This is a genomic window from Frigoribacterium sp. Leaf44, assembly GCF_001421865.1.
Lineage (GTDB): Bacteria > Actinomycetota > Actinomycetes > Actinomycetales > Microbacteriaceae > Frigoribacterium.
Genome location: NZ_LMLG01000005.1, coordinates 60,070 through 79,807 on the forward strand (window position 1 = coordinate 60,070; position 19,738 = coordinate 79,807).

Here is a 19,738-nt window from a genome sequence, read left to right on the forward strand (position 1 = left end):
CTCAGCCCCAGAGGCGCGTCGCGATCGAGCCGATCAGGTCGTCCGTCGGCACGTTCGTCTGGTCGACCGTGACGACCACGTCGTCCCGCACCCAGAAGGTCTGCGTGCGGTCGACCGGGTACTGCTGCTCGGGCGTGACGAGCTGGCAGCTGCGGCCCTCGTGGACGGTCGTGCACGTGAAGCCGGCGGAGGCGAGAGAGTCGAAGGCCGGGCCCGAGACCGCGGGGTCGAGGTGCCCCATGTCCACCCCGATGCCCGAGATGTCGGCGCGCGGGTCACGCCACAGGCAGCTCAGTTCGTTCGCCGCTCGGACGATCTGGACCGCGCTGGCCCCCGCGGGCGGTTCGGTCGGCGTGACCACGCCCGACGTGGTGCCCGAGCCGCCGAACTCGACGGGGTTGAGCGGGCTGTCGCCGAAGGTCGCGGCGTAGGTCGCCTGGTCGACGACGTCGGTGCAGTCGGTGGGCAGGGCGATCGGCCCGGGGGTCTCGGTCGGGGTGGGTGTCGCGGTTCCCGACGGCGTGGGCGAGGACGGTGCCGACGAGCCGGGGCTCGAGGGATCGGGTGTCGCCTCGCCGGGACCGCTCGAACAGCCCGCCGTGAGGGCCAGCACCAGGCAGGCCGTCGCCCCCGTGATCGTCGCCGTCCGCTTCGCGGTCGTGCCCCTCATGGTCGTGCCCCTCATGGTCGTGCCTTCCTGGTCGTCGTGCCGTCCCGACCGTTCGCCGATCTCGACGCTACAGACCGGTCCGGCCCGAGCACTCGTCCCGGAGGATGAGGTCGGGCCGGCCAGGGTCACGATCGCGTCACGACGCGTCAGTCGTCGAGGTGCGCCAGGGCGTAGTCGGCCTCCTCGGCGGTGAACTGTTCGCCGTACTCGCTGACGAGCTGGTTGCGCAGCACGTCGCCGGTCATGCCGTCCGCCGCGTAGGCCTTGGCCTTGCGGACGGCGTTGGCCTGCCAGTCGGCGTCGACCGTGTCGACGGCGTACTGCGCCGCGGCCTCGGAGGCTCCGCCGGCCACGAGCTTCGTGTAGGTCTCGAGCTTGCTGCTGCCGAGGCCGTTCGCGATGGTCTCGGCGTCCGCCAGGGCATCCGAGTAGTCGGCCGGCACGTCGGCGGCCGCCGACGTCGGCGTGGCCGACGCGGTGGGCGCGGGCGTCGACGAGGTGCGGACGGGGGCGGGCTCGGAGGTGGCGGTCACGGCCGGGTCGTCCTGCTGCACGCTGTCGATCGCCGCGCCGAGGCCGACCGCGACGACGATGGACACGACGGTGGCGACGGCTCCCAGGCCGAGGCCGATCCACGCCATGACCTTCGACTGGTGCCGGAGCAGCGCGATGATGCCGAGCACCACGGCGGCGACGCCGACGATCGTGCCCACCACGGGGACGAGGCCGAGCAGGAACGCGACGATGCCCACGACGAGGGCGGCGATCGCGAGCCCGATCGGGCGGCCCGGTCGCGGCGGCGGAGTGGACGTCCCCGTCGCGGGGTAGGAGGTGGTCGGCTGGTCGGCGGAGGGGCGTCGCTCGTCGGAGCCGCCCCCCAGCGGGCTCTCGGTGGTCATGCTCCGAGCCTGCCAGGTGGCGGACAGACGGGTTCACCCCCGAACGGGGCGCGTCGGCGGGCCGGGGGATGCCAGGCGCGTCGCCCGGCCCGGGTGCGAGACTGGTCGGCAACGACACGGCCGTCACCGACGACGGCGCACGGCGGGCCGCACGACGCCCGCCCCACCAGAGAGGGTGGCCGATGGGCACGCAGCACGAGCAGGCGTCCGAGCACGCACACGACGCCGGGGCGACGACCGACGCGAGCGGCGGGGGAGACGCGACCCGCGCCTCCTCGTCCGGGGTCACGGACGGGCCGGCCGCCCCGACCGCCGACCTCGTCGTGCACACGGTGCGGGTGCACCGCAGCGACGAGCCGCTGGCGCGCGAGGACGAACTCGCCTGGCGCCTCGCCGCGCTCGCCACCGACGATGCCCCGATCGGCGACGACGTCACAGAGATGGTGATCAACCGCCTGATCGACAACGCCGCCGTCTCGGCCGCGTCGCTGCTGCGCGCGCCGGTCGCCGTCGCGCGCGACCAGGCGCTCGCGCACCCGCCGACCACCGGAGGCACGGGCTCGCAGGTGACGGGCGTCGCGCCCGAGCACCCCGTGTCGCCCGAGTGGGCCGCCTGGGCGAACGGGGTCGCCGTGCGCGAGCTCGACTTCCACGACACGTTCCTCGCGGCGGAGTACTCGCACCCCGGCGACAACGTCCCGGCGCTGGTCGCCGTGGCACAGCACCGCGGACTCGACGGCGCGGCCCTGCTGCGCGGGATCGTGACCGGCTACGAGGTGCAGGTCGACCTCGTCCGGGCCATCAGCCTCCACGCCCACAAGATCGACCACGTCGCCCACCTCGGCCCGTCGGTCGCGGCCGGTCTCGGCACGATGCTCGGGCTGTCGACCGAGGTGGTGCACCAGGCGATCGGGCAGGCGCTGCACACGACGACGGCCACGCGGCAGTCCCGCAAGGGTGAGATCTCGTCGTGGAAGGCCTACGCACCGGCGTACGCGGGCAAGGCCGCGGTCGAGGCCGTCGACCGCGCGATGCGGGGCCAGGGCAGCCCCGCCCCGATCTACGAGGGCGAGGACGGCGTGATCGCCTGGCTGCTCGACGGGCCCGGGGCGTCGTACGACGTGCCCCTGCCGGCGCCGGGGGCGTCGAAACGGGGCATCCTCGACACCTACACGAAGGAGCACTCGGCCGAGTACCAGGCCCAGGCCTGGATCGACCTCGCGCGACGGCTCGGCCGCTCGCTCCCCGCCCTGCGGGACCCCGCGCAGGTGCGCCGCATCGTGCTGCACACCAGCCACCACACGCACGTCGTCATCGGCTCGGGGGCGGGCGACCCGCAGAAGTACGACCCGACCGCCAGCCGAGAGACGCTCGACCACTCCATCCCCTACATCGTGGCCGTCGCCCTGCAGGACGGCGAATGGCACCACGAGCGCAGCTACGCCCCAGCCAGGGCGCAGCGTCCCGACACCGTCGAGCTGTGGCAGCGCATCACCACGGCCGAGGACCCCGCCTGGACCGCCCGCTACCACTCGACCGACCCCGCCGAGAAGGCGTTCGGCGGCCGCATCGAGGTCGAGTTCGTCGACGGCACGACCCTCGTCGACGAGATCGCCGTCGCCGACGCCCACCCTCTGGGGGCGCGACCCTTCGGACGCGAGGACTACGTGCGCAAGTTCCGCACGCTGGCCGAGGGCGTGCTGCCCGACGCCGAGGTCCAGCGGTTCGTCGACCTGGCCACGCGCCTCCCCTCGTTGACGGCGGCCGAGGTGCGGCAGTTGGGCATCGTCGCCCCCGACGCGCTCGCGGGTGCCGCCGCCCAGCCGGGCGGGCTGTTCTGATGCTGTACTCGACGGTGTCGCCGGCCGACAAGCGTGCGACGTTCCGGGCCGGGCTGGCCGACGAGCGCACCCTGGTCTTCCCCGGCGCGTTCACGCCGCTCACCGCGCGCCTGGTCGAGCAGAAGGGCTTCGACGGCGTCTACGTGTCGGGTGCCGTGATGGCCAACGAACTCGGGCTGCCCGACATCGGCCTCACCACGCTCACCGAGGTCGCCACGCGGGCCGGGCAGATCGCGTCGATGACCGACCTGCCCGTGCTCGTCGACGCCGACACCGGGTTCGGCGAGCCGATGAACGTCGCCCGCACCGTCCAGGCGCTCGAGGCCGCCGGCGTGGCCGGACTGCACATCGAGGACCAGGTCAACCCCAAGCGCTGCGGCCACCTCGACGGCAAGCAGGTCGTCGACGCGGCGACGGCGACCGGGCGCATCCGGGCCGCGGTCGACGCCCGCCGCGACCCGTCGCTCGTGATCATGGCGCGCACGGACGTCCGGGCGCTCGACGGGCTCGAGGCGGCGGTCGACCGGGCCCGCGCGCTCGTGGACGCCGGCGCCGACGCGATCTTCGCCGAGGCGATGGCCGACCTCGGCGAGTTCGAGGCGATCTGCTCGGCGCTCGACGTGCCGGTGCTCGCCAACATGACCGAGTTCGGCAAGAGCGAGCTGTTCACGCACCAACAGCTGCACGACGTGGGCGTGAGCATGGTGATCCACCCGGTGTCGCTGATGCGCGCCGCGATGGGTGCGGCGTCCCGGGCGCTCGACGCGCTCGCGGCCGACGGGACGCTCGAGTCGCAGGTGCCGTCGATGCAGACCCGTGCCGAGCTCTACGAGCTGATCGACTACCCCGGCTACGCCCGCTTCGACGCCGGCGTCTACGACTTCACGCTCGACGCCTGAGACTCGAGACCCCAGGAAGTCGCCGAGACCCCAGCGCGCGCACCGGGGTCCCGGCGACTTCCTGGGGTCCGGGCGGAGGCGCGGCGTCGGTCGCCGGGGAGGGCGGCGGTCAGGCGAGGTCGGCGAGCAGGGCGGCGACGAACTCGGTGCGCTCGACCATGCCGTGCACGCTGATCCACTCGTGCCGGGCGTGGGCCCCGCCGCCGACGCCGCCGACGCCGTCGAGCACGGCCAGGCCGAGCGCGGCGGCGAAGTTGCCGTCGCTGGCGCCGCCGACCGACACCTCGCGCAACTCGAAGCCGAGCGAGGCGGCGACCCGGGCGGCGCGTTCGTACAACGCGCCGGTCGCGACCGAGCGCTCCATCGGCGGGCGGTTCCAGCCGCCGGTGACCTTCAGCGTCGCGGCCGGATCGTGCGCCGCGAGCCCGGCGAAGACCCGCTCGATGCGCTCGGCCTCGGTCGACGAGGTGACGCGGACGTCGACCATCGCCCGGGCGTAGCCGGCCTTGACGTTGGTGCGGGTGCCGCCCTGCAGCACTCCCACGTTGAGCGAGGTGCCCGCCTCGACGTCGGCGGCCGCGTGCAACGTCAGGACGACGCGGGCGATCTCGTCGACGGCGCTCGCACCCGAGCGCGGGTGCAGGCCGGCGTGCACCTCGACCCCGAAGGCCTCGACCTCGAAGATGCCGACGCCTTTGCGGGCGGTCTTGACGGCACCGTCGGCGGCCGACTCGAAGACGAACACCGCGCCTCCTCGTCCGACCTCGCGCTCGATCGCCTCGCGCGAGGCGATGCTGCCCACCTCCTCGTCCCCGTTCAGCAGCAGGCGCACGTTCGGACGCGGCAGCCCCAGGCGGTCGCCGATCGCGAGCGCGTTGCCGAGCTGGATCAGCCCGGACTTCATGTCGAAGACGCCGGGGCCGGTCATGCGGTCGCCCTCGACCGTGACGGGCCACCCGGCCAGCGTCCCCTCGGACCACACCGTGTCGTAGTGGCACAGGGCCGACACCCACTCGGTCGACCCGGACGGCGACGGGTAGTCGAGCGTCACCGTGTCGCCGTAGCCCTCGACGACGTGCACCCGGCGGTCGGCCGGGGGACCGACGGTCTCGCCGAGCCAGGTCTCGATCCATCGCAGCCCCGCCTCGAGCAGGTCGACGTCGTCGGACGGCGTCTCGAGGCTCGCGTAGGTCGTCAGGTCGGCCACCATCGCGTCGAGGCGGGCCTCGACCTCGCGGCGGAGGGCGGTGACCTGGTCGGGCTGCAGGGCGTCGTGGCTCACGGTCTCGCTCTCGTCGGGCCCGCCACGGTGTGCGGGCATCTGACCATCTCACTCCCGTGGGCGGGGCGGCGACCGGCCGGGAGGCGCGGTGCCGGACACGAGGAGGCGCGGTGCGGGTCCCGAGGAGGCGCGTCGCCGGACCCGGGGAGGCGCGGTCGGCTCTGTCGGAGGCCCCCGATACAGTCGGGGGCACCGACTCCGGCACCCGTTGCCGCACCGACCGCGACATCCACGAGAGGGGCGCCGTGCGCATCCTGCACACCAGCGACTGGCACCTGGGGCGCACGCTGCACGGGGTCGACCTGCACGAGCACCAGCAAGCCTTCGTCGACCATCTGGTGGGTCTCGTGGCCGAACGCTCGATCGACGTCGTCGTGGTCGCGGGCGACGTGTACGACCGGGCCGTCCCCGCGGTGCCCAGCGTGCGCCTCCTCGGCCGGGCCCTCGCCGGGCTGACCGAGCACGCCACCGTGATCGTCACGCCCGGCAACCACGACTCGGCGGTGCGACTGGGGTTCGCGGCCGAGCTGATGCGGCCAGGCCTGCACCTGCGAGCGTCGGTCGACCTGCTCGACGAGCCCGTGGTGGTCGACGACCCCGACGGGCCGGTCGCCTTCTACGGGCTGCCCTACCTCGACCCCGACAGCGTCCGGCGATCGCTGGCACCGGCGGGCGCGGACGAGCCGCTCGCCCGGTCGCACTCGGCCGTCGTGGGTGCCGCGATGCAGCGGGTGCGCGACGACCTCGCCGGGCGACCCGCCACCCGGTCCGTCGTGGTGGCGCACGCGTTCGTCGTGTCCGGGCCCGCCGCCGACCCCGAGGCCGCCGTCGGGGGTGTCGACCTCGAAGACGGGACTGCTCCCGAGCGCAGCGAGAGCGAGCGCGACATCCGGGTGGGCGGCGTCGACTCGGTCCCCTCGGCCGTGTTCGACGGCGTCGACTACGTCGCCCTCGGTCACCTGCACGGTGCCCAACGGGTCGGCCCGTCCGGTCGCCTGCGCTACTCGGGGTCGCCCCTGGCCTTCTCGTTCGGCGAGCGGAACCAGGTCAAGTCGTCCTCGATCGTCGAGCTGGCCGCCGACGGCTCGGTCTCGGTCGACCTCGTCCCGACCCCCGTGCCGCGTCGGCTCGCCGAGGTGACCGACACCCTCGACGCCCTGCTCGACGGCCGGCACGACGACCTGCGCGACGCCTGGCTGCGGGTCTTCGTCACCGATCCCGTGCACCCCGAGCGGCTCTACACACGCGTGGCCGAGCACTTCCCGCACGCCCTCGCGATCCACCACACCCCCGTCGGGGCGGTCGAGGCCCCGGCGCTCGCCGCCGTCACGGCCGAGTCCGACCCGATCGAGGTCGCGGCCGCCTTCGTCGCCTTCGCCTCGGGTGGTGCGGCGAGCGAGACCGAGTTGGCCGTGGTGCGCGGCGCCTACGAGGCCGCGCTCGCGAGCGAGGCGAGCGAATGAACCTCCACCGGCTGACGCTGCGGGCCATCGGGCCCTACGCGGGCGAGCACAGCATCGACTTCGCCGCGCTCGGCGCCTCGGGCACCTTCCTGCTCGAGGGCCCCACGGGCTCCGGCAAGTCGACCATCATCGACGCGATCGTCTTCGCCCTCTACGGCGGGCTCGCCGGTTCGGCGTCGACGCCCGACCGCCTGCGCAGCCACCACGCGGCCCCCGACGTCGAGCCCTTCGTCGAGCTCGTCTTCGAGAACGGCGCGGGCGTCCACCGCATCCGCCGGACGCCCGCGTACCGCCGCCCGAAGGCGCGGGGCACGGGCACGACGCCGGCGAACGCGACCGCGAAACTGTGGCGCCTCTCGTCGCCCGACGCCGTCGACGGCGAGATCGTCTCGATCAGCACCCAAGAGGCCGGCGCCGAGGTCTCGCGCATCCTCGGGCTCACGCGCCAGCAGTTCGTGCAGACCGTCGTCCTGCCCCAGGGTGAGTTCGCCGCCTTCCTCCGCTCGACCGGCGAGAAGCGCAAAGAGGTCCTGCAGTCGCTCTTCGGCACCGAGATCTACGAGCGGACCACGGCCGAGCTCGTCGAACGACGCAAGGTCGCGAACGCCGCCGTGGCCGCCGCCGACCGAGACATCGAGCTGGCCCGCGCGAGACTGCTCGAGGCGAGCGGACTCGAGGCCGACGTCCTCGACGAGGCCCTGGTCGCCGACGGCGCGGCTGCCGTGCTCGGGGCCCTCGAGACCGAGGCCTCCGACACGGCGGCACGGCGGTCCCGAGCGGTCGAGGCCCGAGACGCGGCGCGACGGTCGCTCGATCGCGTGCGAGCGCTGGGGGCGGCACTCGACCGCCGGGCCGACCTGATCGTCCGACGGACGCGTCTCGACGAGGGCGACGCCGAGATCGCCACGGTGCGATCGCGCGTGGCCGCGGCGGCCCGAGCCGCCACCGTGACCGACGCCCTCGCCCCGGTCACGCGGGCGGACGAGGCCGAGCGTGACACGGCCTCCCGCCTGGCCGAGGCCGTCGAGGTGGCTGCGGACGGCGAGGGCTCCGGGTCCGCTGCAGCCGATGGGGCCCCGCCCCCGGTCCGAGCCGACGTCGCAGCGCGTCGCGACGCCCGGCTCTCAGAACTCGCCCTCCTGACCGAGGCGGCCCGGACCGAGAAGGCCCTGCCCGGTCGCCGGACGGCCCTCGACGCGATCGAGCGGTCCCTGCTCGACGCCGACGAGCGGCGCCGAGAGCTGGACGACCGCCTCGTCGCGGCCCCCGCCGTCCGGGCGTCTCTCGTCGTCGAGCGCGACGACCTGGCCGACACCTCGTCCGACCTCGGCACCGCCGAGCAGGCGACGGCCGAGGCGCGCGTCCGTCTGCGCGACCTCGACGACCTCGACGCCCTCGGCCGGGCCGTCGACGCGGCGTCCGAACGACTGGTCGACGACTCGGCGGCGGCCCTGCAGGCCCTGGACGACGAGGCCGGCCTCCGCCGGCGGCAGATCGAGGGCATGGCGGGTCACCTGGCCGCGGGTCTGGTCGTCGGCGACCCGTGCCCCGTGTGCGGCTCGCGAGAGCATCCGGCCCCGGCGGCTCCCGGCGCCGAGCACCCCACCGACGACCAGGTCGAGGCCGCGTCGCTGACGGCACGCGCGGCCGAGGCCCGTCAGCGCGAGTCCGCCGCACGGCACGCGACCGCCGAGGGGCGGGCCGCCGAGGCCCGCCGCGCCCTGGGCGACCTGACCCGTGACGACGTCGAGTCCGAGCTGGCCGGGCTGGCCCTGCGCGTGTCCGAGGCCATCCGGGCCCGGACCGCCCTCGTGGCGGCCGACGCGGCCCTGGTGGCCCACGACCGCGAGGTCGACCGGCTGCGGGCCGAGCTCGACGACCTCCGCGAACGAGCCGCCACCGGCCGGGAGCGCGTCGCCGCCGACCGACGCGCCCTGTTCGACGACGAGGCCGAGATCGCGCGACTGCTCGACGGTCGGGCCCCGACGATCGCCGAGCTCGCCGCAGCGGTCGGTGACGGCGTCGAACGCGACACGCGCCTCCTGACCCTCATAGACGCCGCCGAGGTGGCGTCCGAGGCGGCGGCCGTCCGACGTGCCGAGCTCGCCGCCGCCCTCGAGCGCAGCGGGTTCGACGACGTCGACCAGGTCGCCGACGCCGCCCTCGAGGCAGGCGACCGGGCCGCCCTCGAGACGCGGGTGTCCGGGCACGAGCGCGAACGGGCCGTCGTCTCGGCCGGCCTGGCCGAGCCCGAGGTCGCCGTGCTGACCGGCGACGAGGCGGCCGACGTCGAGTCGGCCGTCGAGGCCCTCGACCGGGTCGAGACCGAGCTCGACGAGGCCACCGACCGGGCGACGCGAGCCGGCGACCGGGCCGGACGGTCGCGCCAGGCCCTGGCCGCCCTCGAGGCCGTGACGGCCGCGGCCGACGCCGCCGTCGAGCACGCCCGGGCGGTGGTGCGCATGGCGAACCTCGCCAGCGCCTCGACCGGCGAGAACGTCAAGGGCGTGACGCTCGGCACCTACGTGCTGCTGCGTCGGTTCGACGAGGTCGTGGCGGCGGCGAACGTGCGGTTGTCGGTCATGTCGAGCGGGCGGTACGAGCTCGCGTCGTCCGACGAGCGCGAGGTCGGGTCGCGGTCGCGCAAGACCGGGCTCTCTCTCGTCATCCGCGACGCGACCACCGACACCACCCGCGACCCCGGCAGCTTCTCGGGCGGCGAGACCTTCTACGCCTCGCTCAGCCTCGCCCTCGGTCTCGCCGACGTCGTGCAGGCCGAGGCCGGCGGACTCGAGCTCGGCACCCTGTTCGTCGACGAGGGATTCGGTTCGCTCGACCCCGACACCCTCGACGCCGTCATGAGCGAGCTCGGTCGCCTGAGCGCCTCGGGGCGGGTGATCGGCATCGTCAGCCACGTCGACGAGCTCAAGCAGCGCATCGCCGATCGGGTCGAGGTGCGACGCCGCCCCGACGGGTCGTCGGTGCTCCGCTCGACGGTCGGCTGAGGCCGTCGGCGGTCCGCACCGCACCACACCGCGGTCCGCGTCCTGCGGCGTCCCGCGTCGTGCCGCGACCCCCGTCCGAGGGTGTTCACCCGCGCGCACGCCCTCGTTCACGCGACGGCCACCCGGCAGGAGTCTGCTGATCTCCGTCCCGCGACGACTCCGTCGCGTGGCGACCGGATCACGATCACGATCACAGGAGCAGAACCGTGTCGAAGAACACCCCGAACCGCCGGCGTGCGGCCCTGACGACGGGGGTCGTCGCGACGGCCGCCGTCGCCGCCCTCGCCCTCACCCCCGTCGCCGCCTTCGCGGCCACCCCCGCGAACGTCACCCAGAACGGTGGTGCCGCCCGCAGCATCGACGACAGCACGCAGCTGCTGCTCGACTCGGTGGAGGCCGGGCCCGCCAAGAACGTCATCCTGCTGATCGGTGACGGCATGGGTGACAGCGAGATCACCTCGGCACGCAACTACGCCTACGGCGCCGGCGGAACGCTGCCGGGCATCGACGCCCTGCCCCTGACCGGCCAGTACACGACGTACTCGGTCTACCGGGACGGCGCGAACAAGGGCAAGCCCGACTACGTGCCCGACTCCGCCGCGACCGGTTCCGCCTGGGCCACCGGCACGAAGACCTACGACAACGCCATCTCGGTCGACGTCGACGGCGTCCCGCAGGACACCCTGATCGAGATCGCCAAGGCCAACGGCAAGAAGACCGGCAACGTCTCGACCGCCGAGCTGCAGGACGCCACCCCGGCCGTCCAGGCCGCGCACGTCGCCGCCCGCAGCTGCTACGGCCCCGACAGCGTCACCCAGTGCGGTGCCGACGCCCTCGACCAGGGTGGCCTCGGCTCGATCAGCGAGCAGATCATCGGCACCCGCGCCGACCTGACCCTCGGCGGAGGCGCGACCTCGTTCGGTCAGTCGGCCCGCGCCGGTCAGTGGCAGGGCGACACCCTGTTCGCCCAGGCACAGGATCGCGGCTACCAGGTCGTGCGTGACGCGGCCGGCCTCGACGCGCTGTCGACCGCCGACCAGACGCAGCCCGTGCTCGGCACCTTCACCGACGGCAACTTCCCGACCCGGTACGCCGCCACGACGGCCACCGTCGGAGGAGCCGACCTGGCCCCGCAGACCTGCCAGCCGAACCCGGCTCGCCTGTCGACCGGCCTCTCGTTGCAGTCGCTGACCGAGAAGTCCATCGACCTGCTCGACACGGGCGACCAGGGGTTCTTCCTGCAGGTCGAGGGTGCCTCGATCGACAAGCGCGACCACAGCGCCGACGCCTGCGGCCAGATCGGCGAGGTGCTCGACCTCGACGAGGCCGTCCAGTCCGCCCTCGCGTTCGCGAAGGCCGACGGCAACACGATGGTCATCGTCACGGCGGACCACGCCCACACCAGCCAGATCGTCGACTCGACGCCGCCCGCCACGCTCAGCACCGCGCTGACGACGGTCGACGGCACCACGATGAAGATCGCCTACGGCACGGCCGCGGCCGGTGGCTCGCAGCAGCACACCGGCACGCAGTTGCGCGTCGCGGGTTACGGCCCCGGCGCCGCGAACGTCGTCGGCCTGATCGACCAGACCGACAACTTCTTCACCATCGTGAACGCCCTGCAGCTCGACCGTGACCTCGACGGCCTCAGTGCCGACGCGACGATCACCGCTCCGACCGAGGTCGCCCCCGGCGCCGAGTTCCCGGTCAGCACCGCCGGCCTCGCCGGTGACCGCCAGGTCACGGGCACGCTCGAGGTCGACGGCACGGTGACCGACCTCGGCATCGCCGACGTCGTCGACGGAGTCGCGACCTACACGGTCACGGCCCCCACCGAGCCCGGCAGCTACACGATCACGCTGACCGGCACGCAGAGCGGCACGACCCTGGTCACGACGGTCGTGGTCGTCGAGGGCGCCGTCACCCCGGCGCCGACGACCCCGCCCGCGGCGGTCCCCGGTGACGGCTCGAGCGCAGGAGGCGCGGGGACGGCCGGCAACGGACGTGGCCCCCTCGCGTTCACCGGCTCCGACGCGCTGCCCGCCCTGCTGCTCGCGCTGATGCTGGCAGGCACCGGTGCGGCCCTCGTGCTGCGTCGCCGCCACCGTGCGGCGTCCGTGCAGGACGGCGTGCAGCTCTAGGCGTTCCCCGCCCCGACACACGGGAGGCGCGGTGCCAGCCGGCACCGCGCCTCCTGCGTTCTCGGGTCGCGTCGGACCCTCGGGTCAGACCAGCGGGTCGCTGTCGGTCGAACGACGCTCGACGCGCTCGCCCGTGGCCGGGTCGACCGCGCTGCGGGTCGTGGAGACCGTCGAGCGCCGACGCGACGCGAAGGCGATGCCGATGATGGTCACGACCACGCCGGCCGCGATGAGGATGTAGCCGATCAGCTTGATGTCGATGCCCGCGACCTGGAAGTCGAGAGCGAACGCGAGGACCGCGCCGATCACGATCAAGGCGATTCCGCCGCCGATGCTCATGGGGTCTCCTTCGTCTGGCGCCGCCCCGGATGGGCGACGGCGCCGACGCGAGGGTCGGCGGGCCCCACAGTACCGACGGGCCGCGTCGACGGGCCACGACGCGGCGACGGCGCTGAGAGGATGGGGCAGCCCGTCACCCGACACCGCAGGAGATCCCATGACCGGAGCCGCCGGCCCCGTGCCCCTCGACCAGCCGTACCACCGTGCCTCGCCGAAGGTCGCGGTCGTCCGGTTCTGGCGGAAGTACGCCACGTTCCACGGGCGCGCGAGCCGCAGCGAGTACTGGTGGTGGTTCGTCATCGCGCTCGTGTTCCAGGGGGCGTTGCAGGCCTGGGCCACGGGCAGCGGCGGGACGTCGACCTGGGCCGGGGGCGACAACGGCGATTGGACCTACATCGATCCCCAGGGCGTCGTCGTCGTGCTGTGGTCGGTCGTGAGCTTCCTGCCGACCCTCGCGCTGCAGTCGCGGCGCCTGCACGACGGGGGCTTCACCGCCTGGTACGCGCTCTTCTACCTGCTGCCGGTCTTCGGGTGGCTGACCTTGCTGGTCATGTCGCTGCTGCCCTCACGCGCCTCGGGGGAGCGGTTCGACACGGGCGGCGAGCGACAGTACCCGGGGCCCGCCTGACCGCTCGCGCGGGCCTCCGCATCACTCGTCGAGGGACAGGACGAGCCGCTCGCCCGACTCGGACTCGGCGTAACCGAGACGGCCGGGCAGGCACGAGATGACGGCGCCGTAGCCCTGCCCGACCACTGCGGCGACCGCGTCGTCGAGGGTGCCGGCCCACTCCCTGCCCTCCTCGAACACGACGCAGCGCTCGCCGGCTCCGAGGTCGCGCAGTCGGGTCAGCACGGCGGACGGCGACGAGTCGGCGTGGCTGAGCCGGGTGGTGCGGTCCGATCGGAACGGCATCAGGCCGAGCCCGGTCCGGAACTTCGCCCGCTTCTCGTCGGTCGAGCGCAGGCTGTTCAGGCGGCCGACCTTGCTGGGCAAGGCGAAAGCCGTCACGAGCTGGCGGGCGTGGTCGTCGATCTCTGCTTCGTCCATGCCTGAGGGTACGGCCGTTGCCTGTCCGCAAGGGGGTTACGGGGTCGGGCCACCGACCGCTAACCTGTTCGCACTCCGGTGGGCCCGACCGCCGTGGTGGTCCCGTTGAGCGACGTCCGTCGCTCGTTTCCCGGTGGTGGACTCTGCGTGCGTCGGGCCTCCGGAGCCCTGACGCTCGAGGCCCCGTACGATGCCGGCCCGACTCCGGTCAGACGCCGTCAGCCTGCTGCGCCTCGTGCACCAGCTCGAGCGCCGCCCGCAGCCCGGCCGCCGGCAGCTGGCCCTGTGCGCTGGACGCCCCCGCCGACCCGAACGTGACGCACGAGCCGAACGTCTCGCCCGCGAGCCGGGACACGACGCCGAGCGGCCCCATCGACATGGTGATCGCGGGCACGATGCCGGCCCCCGCCCGGAACTCGGCGGTGGCCTGCATCAGCGTCAGCACGTCGTCCGTGCCCGACGGCATGGCGGCGAACTTGGCCACGTCGGCGCCGTTCTCCTGTTGTTCGAGCAGGCGCGACACGATCTCGCCCTGCGTGGGGGTGCCGCTGAAGTCGTGCGACGACATCACGACGACGAGACCGGCGTCGTGCGCGGCGTCGACGAGTCCGCCGAGCAGGTCGGGGTCGGTGTACATCTCGACGTCGACGGCGTCGAGCAGCCCGGTGGCCATCGCCGAGCGCAGCACGGCGTCGTAGGTCGCGGGGGCGACGTCCCGTTCGCCTCCCTCGGGCTCGGTGCGCAGGGTGAAGAGCAGGGGGAGCTCGGCGTCGAGGGCGTCACGCACCCGACGGACGACGTCGGCCACCAGGTCGAGGTCGGCGGCGCCCGTCGCCGGGGTGCCGGCGCCGACGGGTCCGTCGGGATCGGGCGCCACGGCGAAGGCGGCGTCGACGAAGTCGATGCGCAACTCGACCAGGTCGGCCGTGTCCGTGTCGAGCGCCGAGGCGGCGTCGACCTGTGCGTCGACGGTCCGGGCCACGAGCGGGACGCAGACCGCGGGACGCCCGGTGCCGAGCGCGATCCGGCCGATCGAGACCGGCAGAGGGGTCGCCATCGTCAGCCCGCCACGCTGTCGGTCGTCGACCGGCCGCGGATCGGCGAGCCCACGGAGGCGCGCATCGCGTCGCGCAGGACGTCCTCGTCGGGCACCGGCTCGTCCTGTGCCCGCCCGGAGAAGAGCCGCACCTGACCGAGCGCCTGCTCGACGAGCATGTCGAGACCGTTGAAGACGATGCCGCCGTCGGCCGACCAGCGAGACGCCAGGCGCGTCGGCCAGGGCTCGTAGGCGACGTCGAAGAGGACGGACGAGCTGCTGGTCGGACGCAGGTGCAGGTCGTCCGCGGCCCCGCCGGGCAGCGTGCTGATGACGAAGTCCAGAGGGCCGAGCGAGGGCAGCTCGGTGAGCGGGGCGACCATGACGTCGGCGCCCAGCTCGGCGGCCAGGGACGTCAGCTCGCCGGCCCGCATGGGGTTGCGCAGGTGGATGGAGAACGACCGGGCGCCGAGATCCCACGCGGCGGCCATCGCGGACAGGGCGGTCGCGCCCCCACCGAGGATGGTGGCCGCGGCGGGCCGGGCGTCGTGGAACCCCTCGACGCTGCGGACGATGCCGTCGACGTCGGTGTTGTGCCCGTGGCGGCGACCGTCGTCGTCGAGGACGACGGTGTTGGCGACCCCGAGGCGTCGGGCGAGCGGCGAGACGGTGTCGAGCAGGGGCAGCACCTCGCGCTTGAGGGGCATCGTCAGGCTCAGCCCACGCCAGCTCGCGTCGAGGCCCCCGACGAAGTCGGCGAGCCCGCCCGAGGCGACCTCGACGCGGTCGTAGTCGTAGGGCAACCCGAGGTGCTCGTACGCCGTGCGGTGCAGCACGGGTGACAGCGAGTGCTCGATCGGCGACCCCAGGACGGCGAGACGTCGGCGAGCATCGGTCACGGGTGGGCCCCTCCCTGCGCCCGCGGCTCGGACGACGACCCACCCTAACGCGAGGGCCCTGAGGGGGTGCGGGGCCGTGGTGACCGGCACCGCGCCTCCTCGTCCCGTCGGGTCTGGCAGGGTCGAGGCATGCAGATCCGACCCTTCGACGAGGCCGACACCGAGACCGTCGTGGCGCTCTGGGAGCGCTGCGGGCTGACCCGCCCGTGGAACGACCCCCGACGCGACATCGAACGCAAGTTGGCGGTGCAGCGCGAACTGTTCCTGGTCGGCGTCGACCACGAGGAGGCGCTGGTGGCGACCGCCATGGCCGGTTACGACGGCCATCGTGGCTGGGTCTACTACGTCGCGGTCGAGCCCGATCGCCAGGGGGAGGGATTCGGTCGACAGCTCATGGCCGAGGTGGAGCGGTTGCTCGAGGCCATGGGGTGCCCGAAGGCGAGCTTCCAGGTGCGCACCGGCAACGAGCGGGTGCGGGCGTTCTACGAGCACCTCGGGTACACGGTCGACGAGGCGTTCGGCATGGGCAAGCGGCTGATCGCCGACTGAGACGGGGCAGGCATCACTTCCCGGAGGGGCCGGTCGGCCGCCTCGTCGCTCGTCCGCGGCGCGTCTGATGAACAACATATGACGATCTTCGGCGGACTCTTGTCGGGTACACAGCGAGAACTTATGGTCGTGTGATGTGCCCCCTGTCGGGGGGTGCCGTCCCGCCCGAACCGCCTTCTCCAGGAGCACCGACGCCCATGCGCATCAGCCCCCCGTCATCCGAGTCCGTCCCGACGGGAGGCCGGCGGCGCGTCCGCGGTGCGGCCCTCGCGTCCGTCGCCGCCGGCACCCTGCTGCTCGGCCTCGTCGCCGCGGCACCCGCCCAGGCCGTCCCGGTCACGATCGACCTCGTCGGCATCAACGACTTCCACGGCCGACTCGAGGCCGATGCCCCCGGTGCTCGCGCGTCCATCGCCGGTGCGGCCGTCCTCGCCGGTGCCGTCAAGTCGGTCGAGGCGCAGAACCCGAACACCCTCTTCGTGTCGGCGGGTGACAACATCGGCGCCTCGACGTTCACGTCGTTCATCCAGGACGACGAGCCGACCCTCGACGCCCTGAACGCCATGGGCCTCGACGTCAGCACGCCGGGCAACCACGAGTTCGACAAGGGCCAGGACGACTTCACCGGTCGCGTCCAGACGAACAGCGACTTCCCCTACGTCAACGCGAACATCCTGAAGAGCGACGGGACCCCCGCGTACCGTCCGTACGTCGTCGAGGAGGTCGGCGGCGTCCGCGTCGCCTTCATCGGCGCGCTGACCGAGACCATGCCGACGCTCGTCAGCCCGGCCGGCATCGAGGGGCTCACCTTCGCGCCCGTCGTCGAGTCGGTCAACGCCGTCGCGGACGACATCGTCGAGGCCGACGCGGCCGACGCCATCGTCCTGCTGCTGCACGAGGGCGCCGAGACCGGCAGCCTGGACTCCGTCACCGGCGACAACGCGTTCGGCGAGATCGCCCGCGGCGTCTCGGGCGACGTGTCGGCCATCTTCTCGGGACACACGCACCAGGGCTACGACTACCTCGTCTCGCCGTCCGACGGCGGCCCGCAGCGTGCCGTCGTGCAGACGGGCAGCTACGGGACGAACCTGGCCCGGGTGACCATGACGGTCGACCCCGCGGCCACCGCCTTCCGCGACCGGGTGACCATCGCCTCGCACCGCCTGGTGCCGCTCTACGGTGCCTTCACGCCCGACCCCGCCGTCGCCGAGATCGTCGCGGCTGCCGTCGCGGTGGCCGCCGACCGGGGTGCCGAGGTGATCGGCTCGATCAGCGACTCCTTCAACCGGGCCTACAACGCCACCCCGGACGCCAACGGGCTCCCCGTGTCGAACCGTGCGGGTGAGTCGACCCTCGGCAACTTCGTCGCCGACATCCAGCTCTCGTCGACCACCGCGAGCGGTGCCCAGCTCGCCTTCATGAACCCCGGCGGCCTGCGGGACGACCTGCCCTTCGTGGCGCCGGACGGTGCCGTGACGTACAAGGCCGCCGCAGCAGTGCAGCCCTTCGCCAACACGCTCGTCGTGGTCGACATGACCGGTGCCGAGATCCGCCAGGTGCTCGAGCAGCAGTGGCCGACCGCCGGCCGCACCAGCACCCTGAAGCTCGGCACGTCCGAGGGCCTGACCTACACCTACGACCCCGCGGCGGCGGCGGGCTCGCGCATCGCCGCCGTCTCGCTCGACGGTGCGGCGATGGACGACGCGACGATCTACAAGGTGACCGTCAACTCGTTCCTCGCGTCGGGCGGCGACGGCTTCACCGCCTTCGCCAACGGGCGGGCCCACGCCGACAGCGGCAAGGTCGACCTGCAGAGCCAGCTCGAGTACTTCGACGCCCAGGCCGGCGACCCGTCCGACCCCGACTTCGCCTCGCGTTCGGTCGGTGTCTCGGGTGTCACGACCGCACCGGCCGGTGGCTTCGCCGCGGGTGACACGGTGTCGATGAGCCTCTCGTCGCTGCTTCTCGAGCAGGTCCCGAGCGATCCCTCCGAGGTCGCGACGGCCGCGGCGCAGCCCGGCGTCGTGACCGCGACCCTCGACGGAGTCGAGCTCGCATCCGCGCCGATCGACGCCACCGTGATCGACAACTCCGACGAGCAGGGTCGTGCCCTGCTGGACTTCGTCGTCCCCGAGGGCATCACCGCTCCCACCGCCGGGCCGGTCACGCGGCAGGTCGTCCTGACCGTCGCGGGTACGGGCACGACGGCGACCGTCCCGGTCGTGTTCGCCGCGGCCGCCGAGCCGGTCGTCGTCGACCCGACCGACCCGGGCGCCACGCCCCCGGTCACGACCCCCGGTGGCACGGTGCCCGGAACCACCCCCGGCTCCGGCTCGGGCTCCACTCCCGCCGGCACGGTCCGCAACGCCGACGGCTCGCTGGCCTTCACCGGCCAGGACGGCCTGGGTCTCGCGGCCCTCGCCGCACTCGCCCTGATGCTGGCCGGCGGTTCGGCGCTGGTCGTCGCCCGTCGACGCCGCCTCCGCGCGACGGTGACGCCCACCGAGGGCTGACGCCACCCGGCGTCGCACCACCGGAACGGACGTCGCACCACGGGAACTCGTGGTGCGACGTCCGTTTCGTGGTGCGACCCCCACCGCGTCGCGGCGGCGGCGCGACCTGCCGGCCCGCGCCTCCTCGTGGTGTTCCGGGGGGCCGGCACCGCGCCTCCCGTACGCTCGTCGGGTGACGACGTCCGCGTACCACCGCCTGTTCCGTTCCCTGCCCTCGTACCGGTGGTGGAAGCCTCTGCTGGCGGCCGTCGTGGCGGCCGTCACGTACCTGCTCGCGTCGGTCGTGGTCTACGTGGGCGTCCTCGGGGTGACCACGGCCGTCGGCGGGAGCGCCGCCGCCGAACGACTGCAGCGCGGCATCGAGGGCGACGCGCTGGCCGCGGCCGACCCGCTCGTCCTCTTCACGACGCTCGCCTCGATCGCGGTCATGCTGCCGGCGATCATGCTGGGCGCCCTGATCGTCGGGCCGGGGGCGGTCGGCGGGCTCTGGAGCGTCGCCGGGCGGCTGCGGTGGCGGTGGCTCGCGCGATGCCTCGTGCCCGCCCTCGCGTTCATGGCCCTGACGGTGGGGCTCAGCTACTTCGTGGTGCCCCCGCTCTCGGGTGAGCCGATCGGCACCGGCCCCGTCACCACGCCGGCCGACACCCTCGTCTGGGCGGTCGTCGTCATCCTCGTGGTCACGCCGCTCCAGGCGACGGCAGAGGAGTACGCGTTCCGCGGGCTCGCGATGCAGACGATCGGCTCGTGGCTGAAGTACCCGATCGCGGCGATCGTCCTGCCCACGATCGGATTCGCCTTCGGCCACGACTACAACGCGTGGGGCATGCTCGACGTCGCCGTGTTCGGCGTGGCCGCGGCCTACCTGACCTGGCGCACCGGCGGACTCGAGGCGGCGATCGTGGCGCACGTGCTCAACAACACCGTCCTCTTCCTGTTGTCGGCACCGTTCGCGGGCGTCGAGTCGAGCGACGGCAGCCCCCTCGCCCTCGCCGTCACGGTGGTCTCGACGCCGCTCTACGTGTGGCTCGTGCTGCGGGCGGCTCGGCGCACCGGTCTCGTGACGGTTCGCAGCGCTCCTCTCGTCCCCAGCGCGCCTCCCGCGGGCGACCGTCCCCAGGAGGCGCGGGTCGGCTGACCGCGTCGGTGGCCGCTCG

General features: G+C 73.7%; 16 protein-coding genes. 9 read left to right on the forward strand and 7 right to left on the reverse strand.

Annotated elements, in window-relative coordinates; translation table 11 throughout:
- Position 1: 1 nt before the first annotated feature.
- Together ASE87_RS07580 and ASE87_RS07585 are read right to left on the reverse strand one after the other, a co-directional pair.
- Entirely contained in the window at positions 2-670 is a 669-nt protein-coding gene (locus ASE87_RS07580) for a hypothetical protein (protein WP_157489743.1), read from the reverse strand.
- Positions 671-816: 146 nt separating this feature from the next.
- Positions 817-1,569, reverse strand: a complete 753-nt coding sequence (locus ASE87_RS07585; protein WP_056227290.1) for an Ltp family lipoprotein — start codon at positions 1,567-1,569, stop codon at positions 817-819.
- Between the two features lie 182 nt (positions 1,570-1,751).
- Here ASE87_RS07585 and ASE87_RS07590 point away from each other — a divergent pair, with 182 nt between their 5' ends.
- Entirely contained in the window at positions 1,752-3,410 is a 1,659-nt protein-coding gene (locus ASE87_RS07590) for an MmgE/PrpD family protein (RefSeq protein WP_082452472.1), read from the forward strand.
- A complete protein-coding gene (gene prpB, locus ASE87_RS07595; RefSeq protein ID WP_056227292.1) occupies positions 3,410-4,309 on the forward strand; it encodes a methylisocitrate lyase in 900 nt (299 codons plus the stop codon). The genes ASE87_RS07590 and prpB overlap by 1 nt, the downstream gene beginning before the upstream one ends.
- Before the next feature lie 109 nt (positions 4,310-4,418).
- Here prpB and ASE87_RS07600 read toward each other — a convergent pair whose 3' ends face one another.
- Positions 4,419-5,630, reverse strand: coding sequence for a M20/M25/M40 family metallo-hydrolase (locus ASE87_RS07600; protein ID WP_082452473.1), 1,212 nt, complete (start codon positions 5,628-5,630; stop codon positions 4,419-4,421).
- Positions 5,631-5,836: 206 nt separating this feature from the next.
- Between ASE87_RS07600 and ASE87_RS07605 the strand changes: the two genes are divergently transcribed.
- The 3 genes from ASE87_RS07605 to phoA all read left to right on the forward strand — a co-directional run bounded on the left by ASE87_RS07605 (position 5,837) and on the right by phoA (position 12,200).
- Positions 5,837-7,054 carry an exonuclease SbcCD subunit D C-terminal domain-containing protein gene (locus tag ASE87_RS07605; RefSeq protein ID WP_056227295.1) on the forward strand — a complete coding sequence of 406 codons (1,218 nt, stop codon included), beginning with the start codon at positions 5,837-5,839 and terminating at the stop codon, positions 7,052-7,054.
- Entirely contained in the window at positions 7,051-10,059 is a 3,009-nt protein-coding gene (locus ASE87_RS07610) for an AAA family ATPase (protein ID WP_056227298.1), read from the forward strand. Before ASE87_RS07605 ends, ASE87_RS07610 begins: the two co-directional genes overlap by 4 nt.
- A 206-nt stretch (positions 10,060-10,265) precedes the next feature.
- Positions 10,266-12,200, forward strand: coding sequence for an alkaline phosphatase (gene phoA, locus ASE87_RS07615; RefSeq protein WP_082452474.1), 1,935 nt, complete (start codon positions 10,266-10,268; stop codon positions 12,198-12,200).
- Between the two features lie 84 nt (positions 12,201-12,284).
- Here the strand turns inward: phoA and ASE87_RS07620 are convergent, their stop codons facing one another.
- Positions 12,285-12,539: a DUF6458 family protein gene (locus tag ASE87_RS07620; RefSeq protein WP_043593189.1), complete on the reverse strand. Its 255-nt coding sequence runs from the start codon at positions 12,537-12,539 to the stop codon at positions 12,285-12,287.
- 157 nt (positions 12,540-12,696) lie between these two features.
- Here ASE87_RS07620 and ASE87_RS07625 point away from each other — a divergent pair, with 157 nt between their 5' ends.
- Positions 12,697-13,167, forward strand: a complete 471-nt coding sequence (locus ASE87_RS07625) for a DUF805 domain-containing protein (protein WP_056227301.1) — start codon at positions 12,697-12,699, stop codon at positions 13,165-13,167.
- Between the two features lie 21 nt (positions 13,168-13,188).
- Here the strand turns inward: ASE87_RS07625 and ASE87_RS07630 are convergent, their stop codons facing one another.
- The 3 genes from ASE87_RS07630 to ASE87_RS07640 form a co-directional block, all read right to left on the reverse strand.
- The gene (locus ASE87_RS07630; RefSeq protein ID WP_056227304.1) at positions 13,189-13,587 is read right to left on the reverse strand and encodes a hypothetical protein; all 399 of its coding nucleotides are present in this window, start codon (positions 13,585-13,587) and stop codon (positions 13,189-13,191) included.
- A 208-nt stretch (positions 13,588-13,795) separates the two neighbouring features.
- Complete coding sequence (aroD, locus tag ASE87_RS07635; protein WP_056227307.1) at positions 13,796-14,644, reverse strand: type I 3-dehydroquinate dehydratase; 849 nt, start codon at positions 14,642-14,644, stop codon at positions 13,796-13,798.
- 2 nt (positions 14,645-14,646) lie between these two features.
- Entirely contained in the window at positions 14,647-15,522 is an 876-nt protein-coding gene (locus tag ASE87_RS07640) for a shikimate dehydrogenase (protein WP_056227310.1), read from the reverse strand.
- A gap of 129 nt (positions 15,523-15,651) precedes the next feature.
- Between ASE87_RS07640 and ASE87_RS07645 the strand changes: the two genes are divergently transcribed.
- The 3 genes from ASE87_RS07645 to ASE87_RS07655 all read left to right on the forward strand — a co-directional run bounded on the left by ASE87_RS07645 (position 15,652) and on the right by ASE87_RS07655 (position 19,719).
- Complete coding sequence (locus ASE87_RS07645) at positions 15,652-16,071, forward strand: GNAT family acetyltransferase (protein ID WP_056227313.1); 420 nt, start codon at positions 15,652-15,654, stop codon at positions 16,069-16,071.
- A gap of 197 nt (positions 16,072-16,268) precedes the next feature.
- The gene (locus tag ASE87_RS07650; RefSeq protein WP_056227316.1) at positions 16,269-18,584 is read left to right on the forward strand and encodes a bifunctional UDP-sugar hydrolase/5'-nucleotidase; all 2,316 of its coding nucleotides are present in this window, start codon (positions 16,269-16,271) and stop codon (positions 18,582-18,584) included.
- A gap of 172 nt (positions 18,585-18,756) precedes the next feature.
- Positions 18,757-19,719 carry a CPBP family intramembrane glutamic endopeptidase gene (locus ASE87_RS07655; protein WP_056227319.1) on the forward strand — a complete coding sequence of 321 codons (963 nt, stop codon included), beginning with the start codon at positions 18,757-18,759 and terminating at the stop codon, positions 19,717-19,719.
- The last annotated feature ends 19 nt before the right edge of the window (positions 19,720-19,738 follow it).

Bases quoted from the DNA above. Each gene is read 5' to 3' on its own strand.
- ASE87_RS07610 (WP_056227298.1), top strand. From the start codon at position 7,051: ATGAACCTCCACCGGCTGACGCTGCGGGCCATCGGGCCCTACGCGGGC.
- ASE87_RS07645 (WP_056227313.1), top strand. From the start codon at position 15,652: ATGCAGATCCGACCCTTCGACGAGGCCGACACCGAGACCGTCGTGGCG.
- ASE87_RS07590 (WP_082452472.1), top strand. From the start codon at position 1,752: ATGGGCACGCAGCACGAGCAGGCGTCCGAGCACGCACACGACGCCGGG.
- aroD (WP_056227307.1), bottom strand. From the start codon at position 14,644: ATGGCGACCCCTCTGCCGGTCTCGATCGGCCGGATCGCGCTCGGCACC.
- prpB (WP_056227292.1), top strand. From the start codon at position 3,410: ATGCTGTACTCGACGGTGTCGCCGGCCGACAAGCGTGCGACGTTCCGG.
- ASE87_RS07585 (WP_056227290.1), bottom strand. From the start codon at position 1,569: ATGACCACCGAGAGCCCGCTGGGGGGCGGCTCCGACGAGCGACGCCCC.
- ASE87_RS07650 (WP_056227316.1), top strand. From the start codon at position 16,269: ATGCGCATCAGCCCCCCGTCATCCGAGTCCGTCCCGACGGGAGGCCGG.
- ASE87_RS07630 (WP_056227304.1), bottom strand. From the start codon at position 13,587: ATGGACGAAGCAGAGATCGACGACCACGCCCGCCAGCTCGTGACGGCT.
- ASE87_RS07600 (WP_082452473.1), bottom strand. From the start codon at position 5,630: ATGCCCGCACACCGTGGCGGGCCCGACGAGAGCGAGACCGTGAGCCAC.
- ASE87_RS07625 (WP_056227301.1), top strand. From the start codon at position 12,697: ATGACCGGAGCCGCCGGCCCCGTGCCCCTCGACCAGCCGTACCACCGT.
- ASE87_RS07620 (WP_043593189.1), bottom strand. From the start codon at position 12,539: ATGAGCATCGGCGGCGGAATCGCCTTGATCGTGATCGGCGCGGTCCTC.
- ASE87_RS07580 (WP_157489743.1), bottom strand. From the start codon at position 670: ATGAGGGGCACGACCGCGAAGCGGACGGCGACGATCACGGGGGCGACG.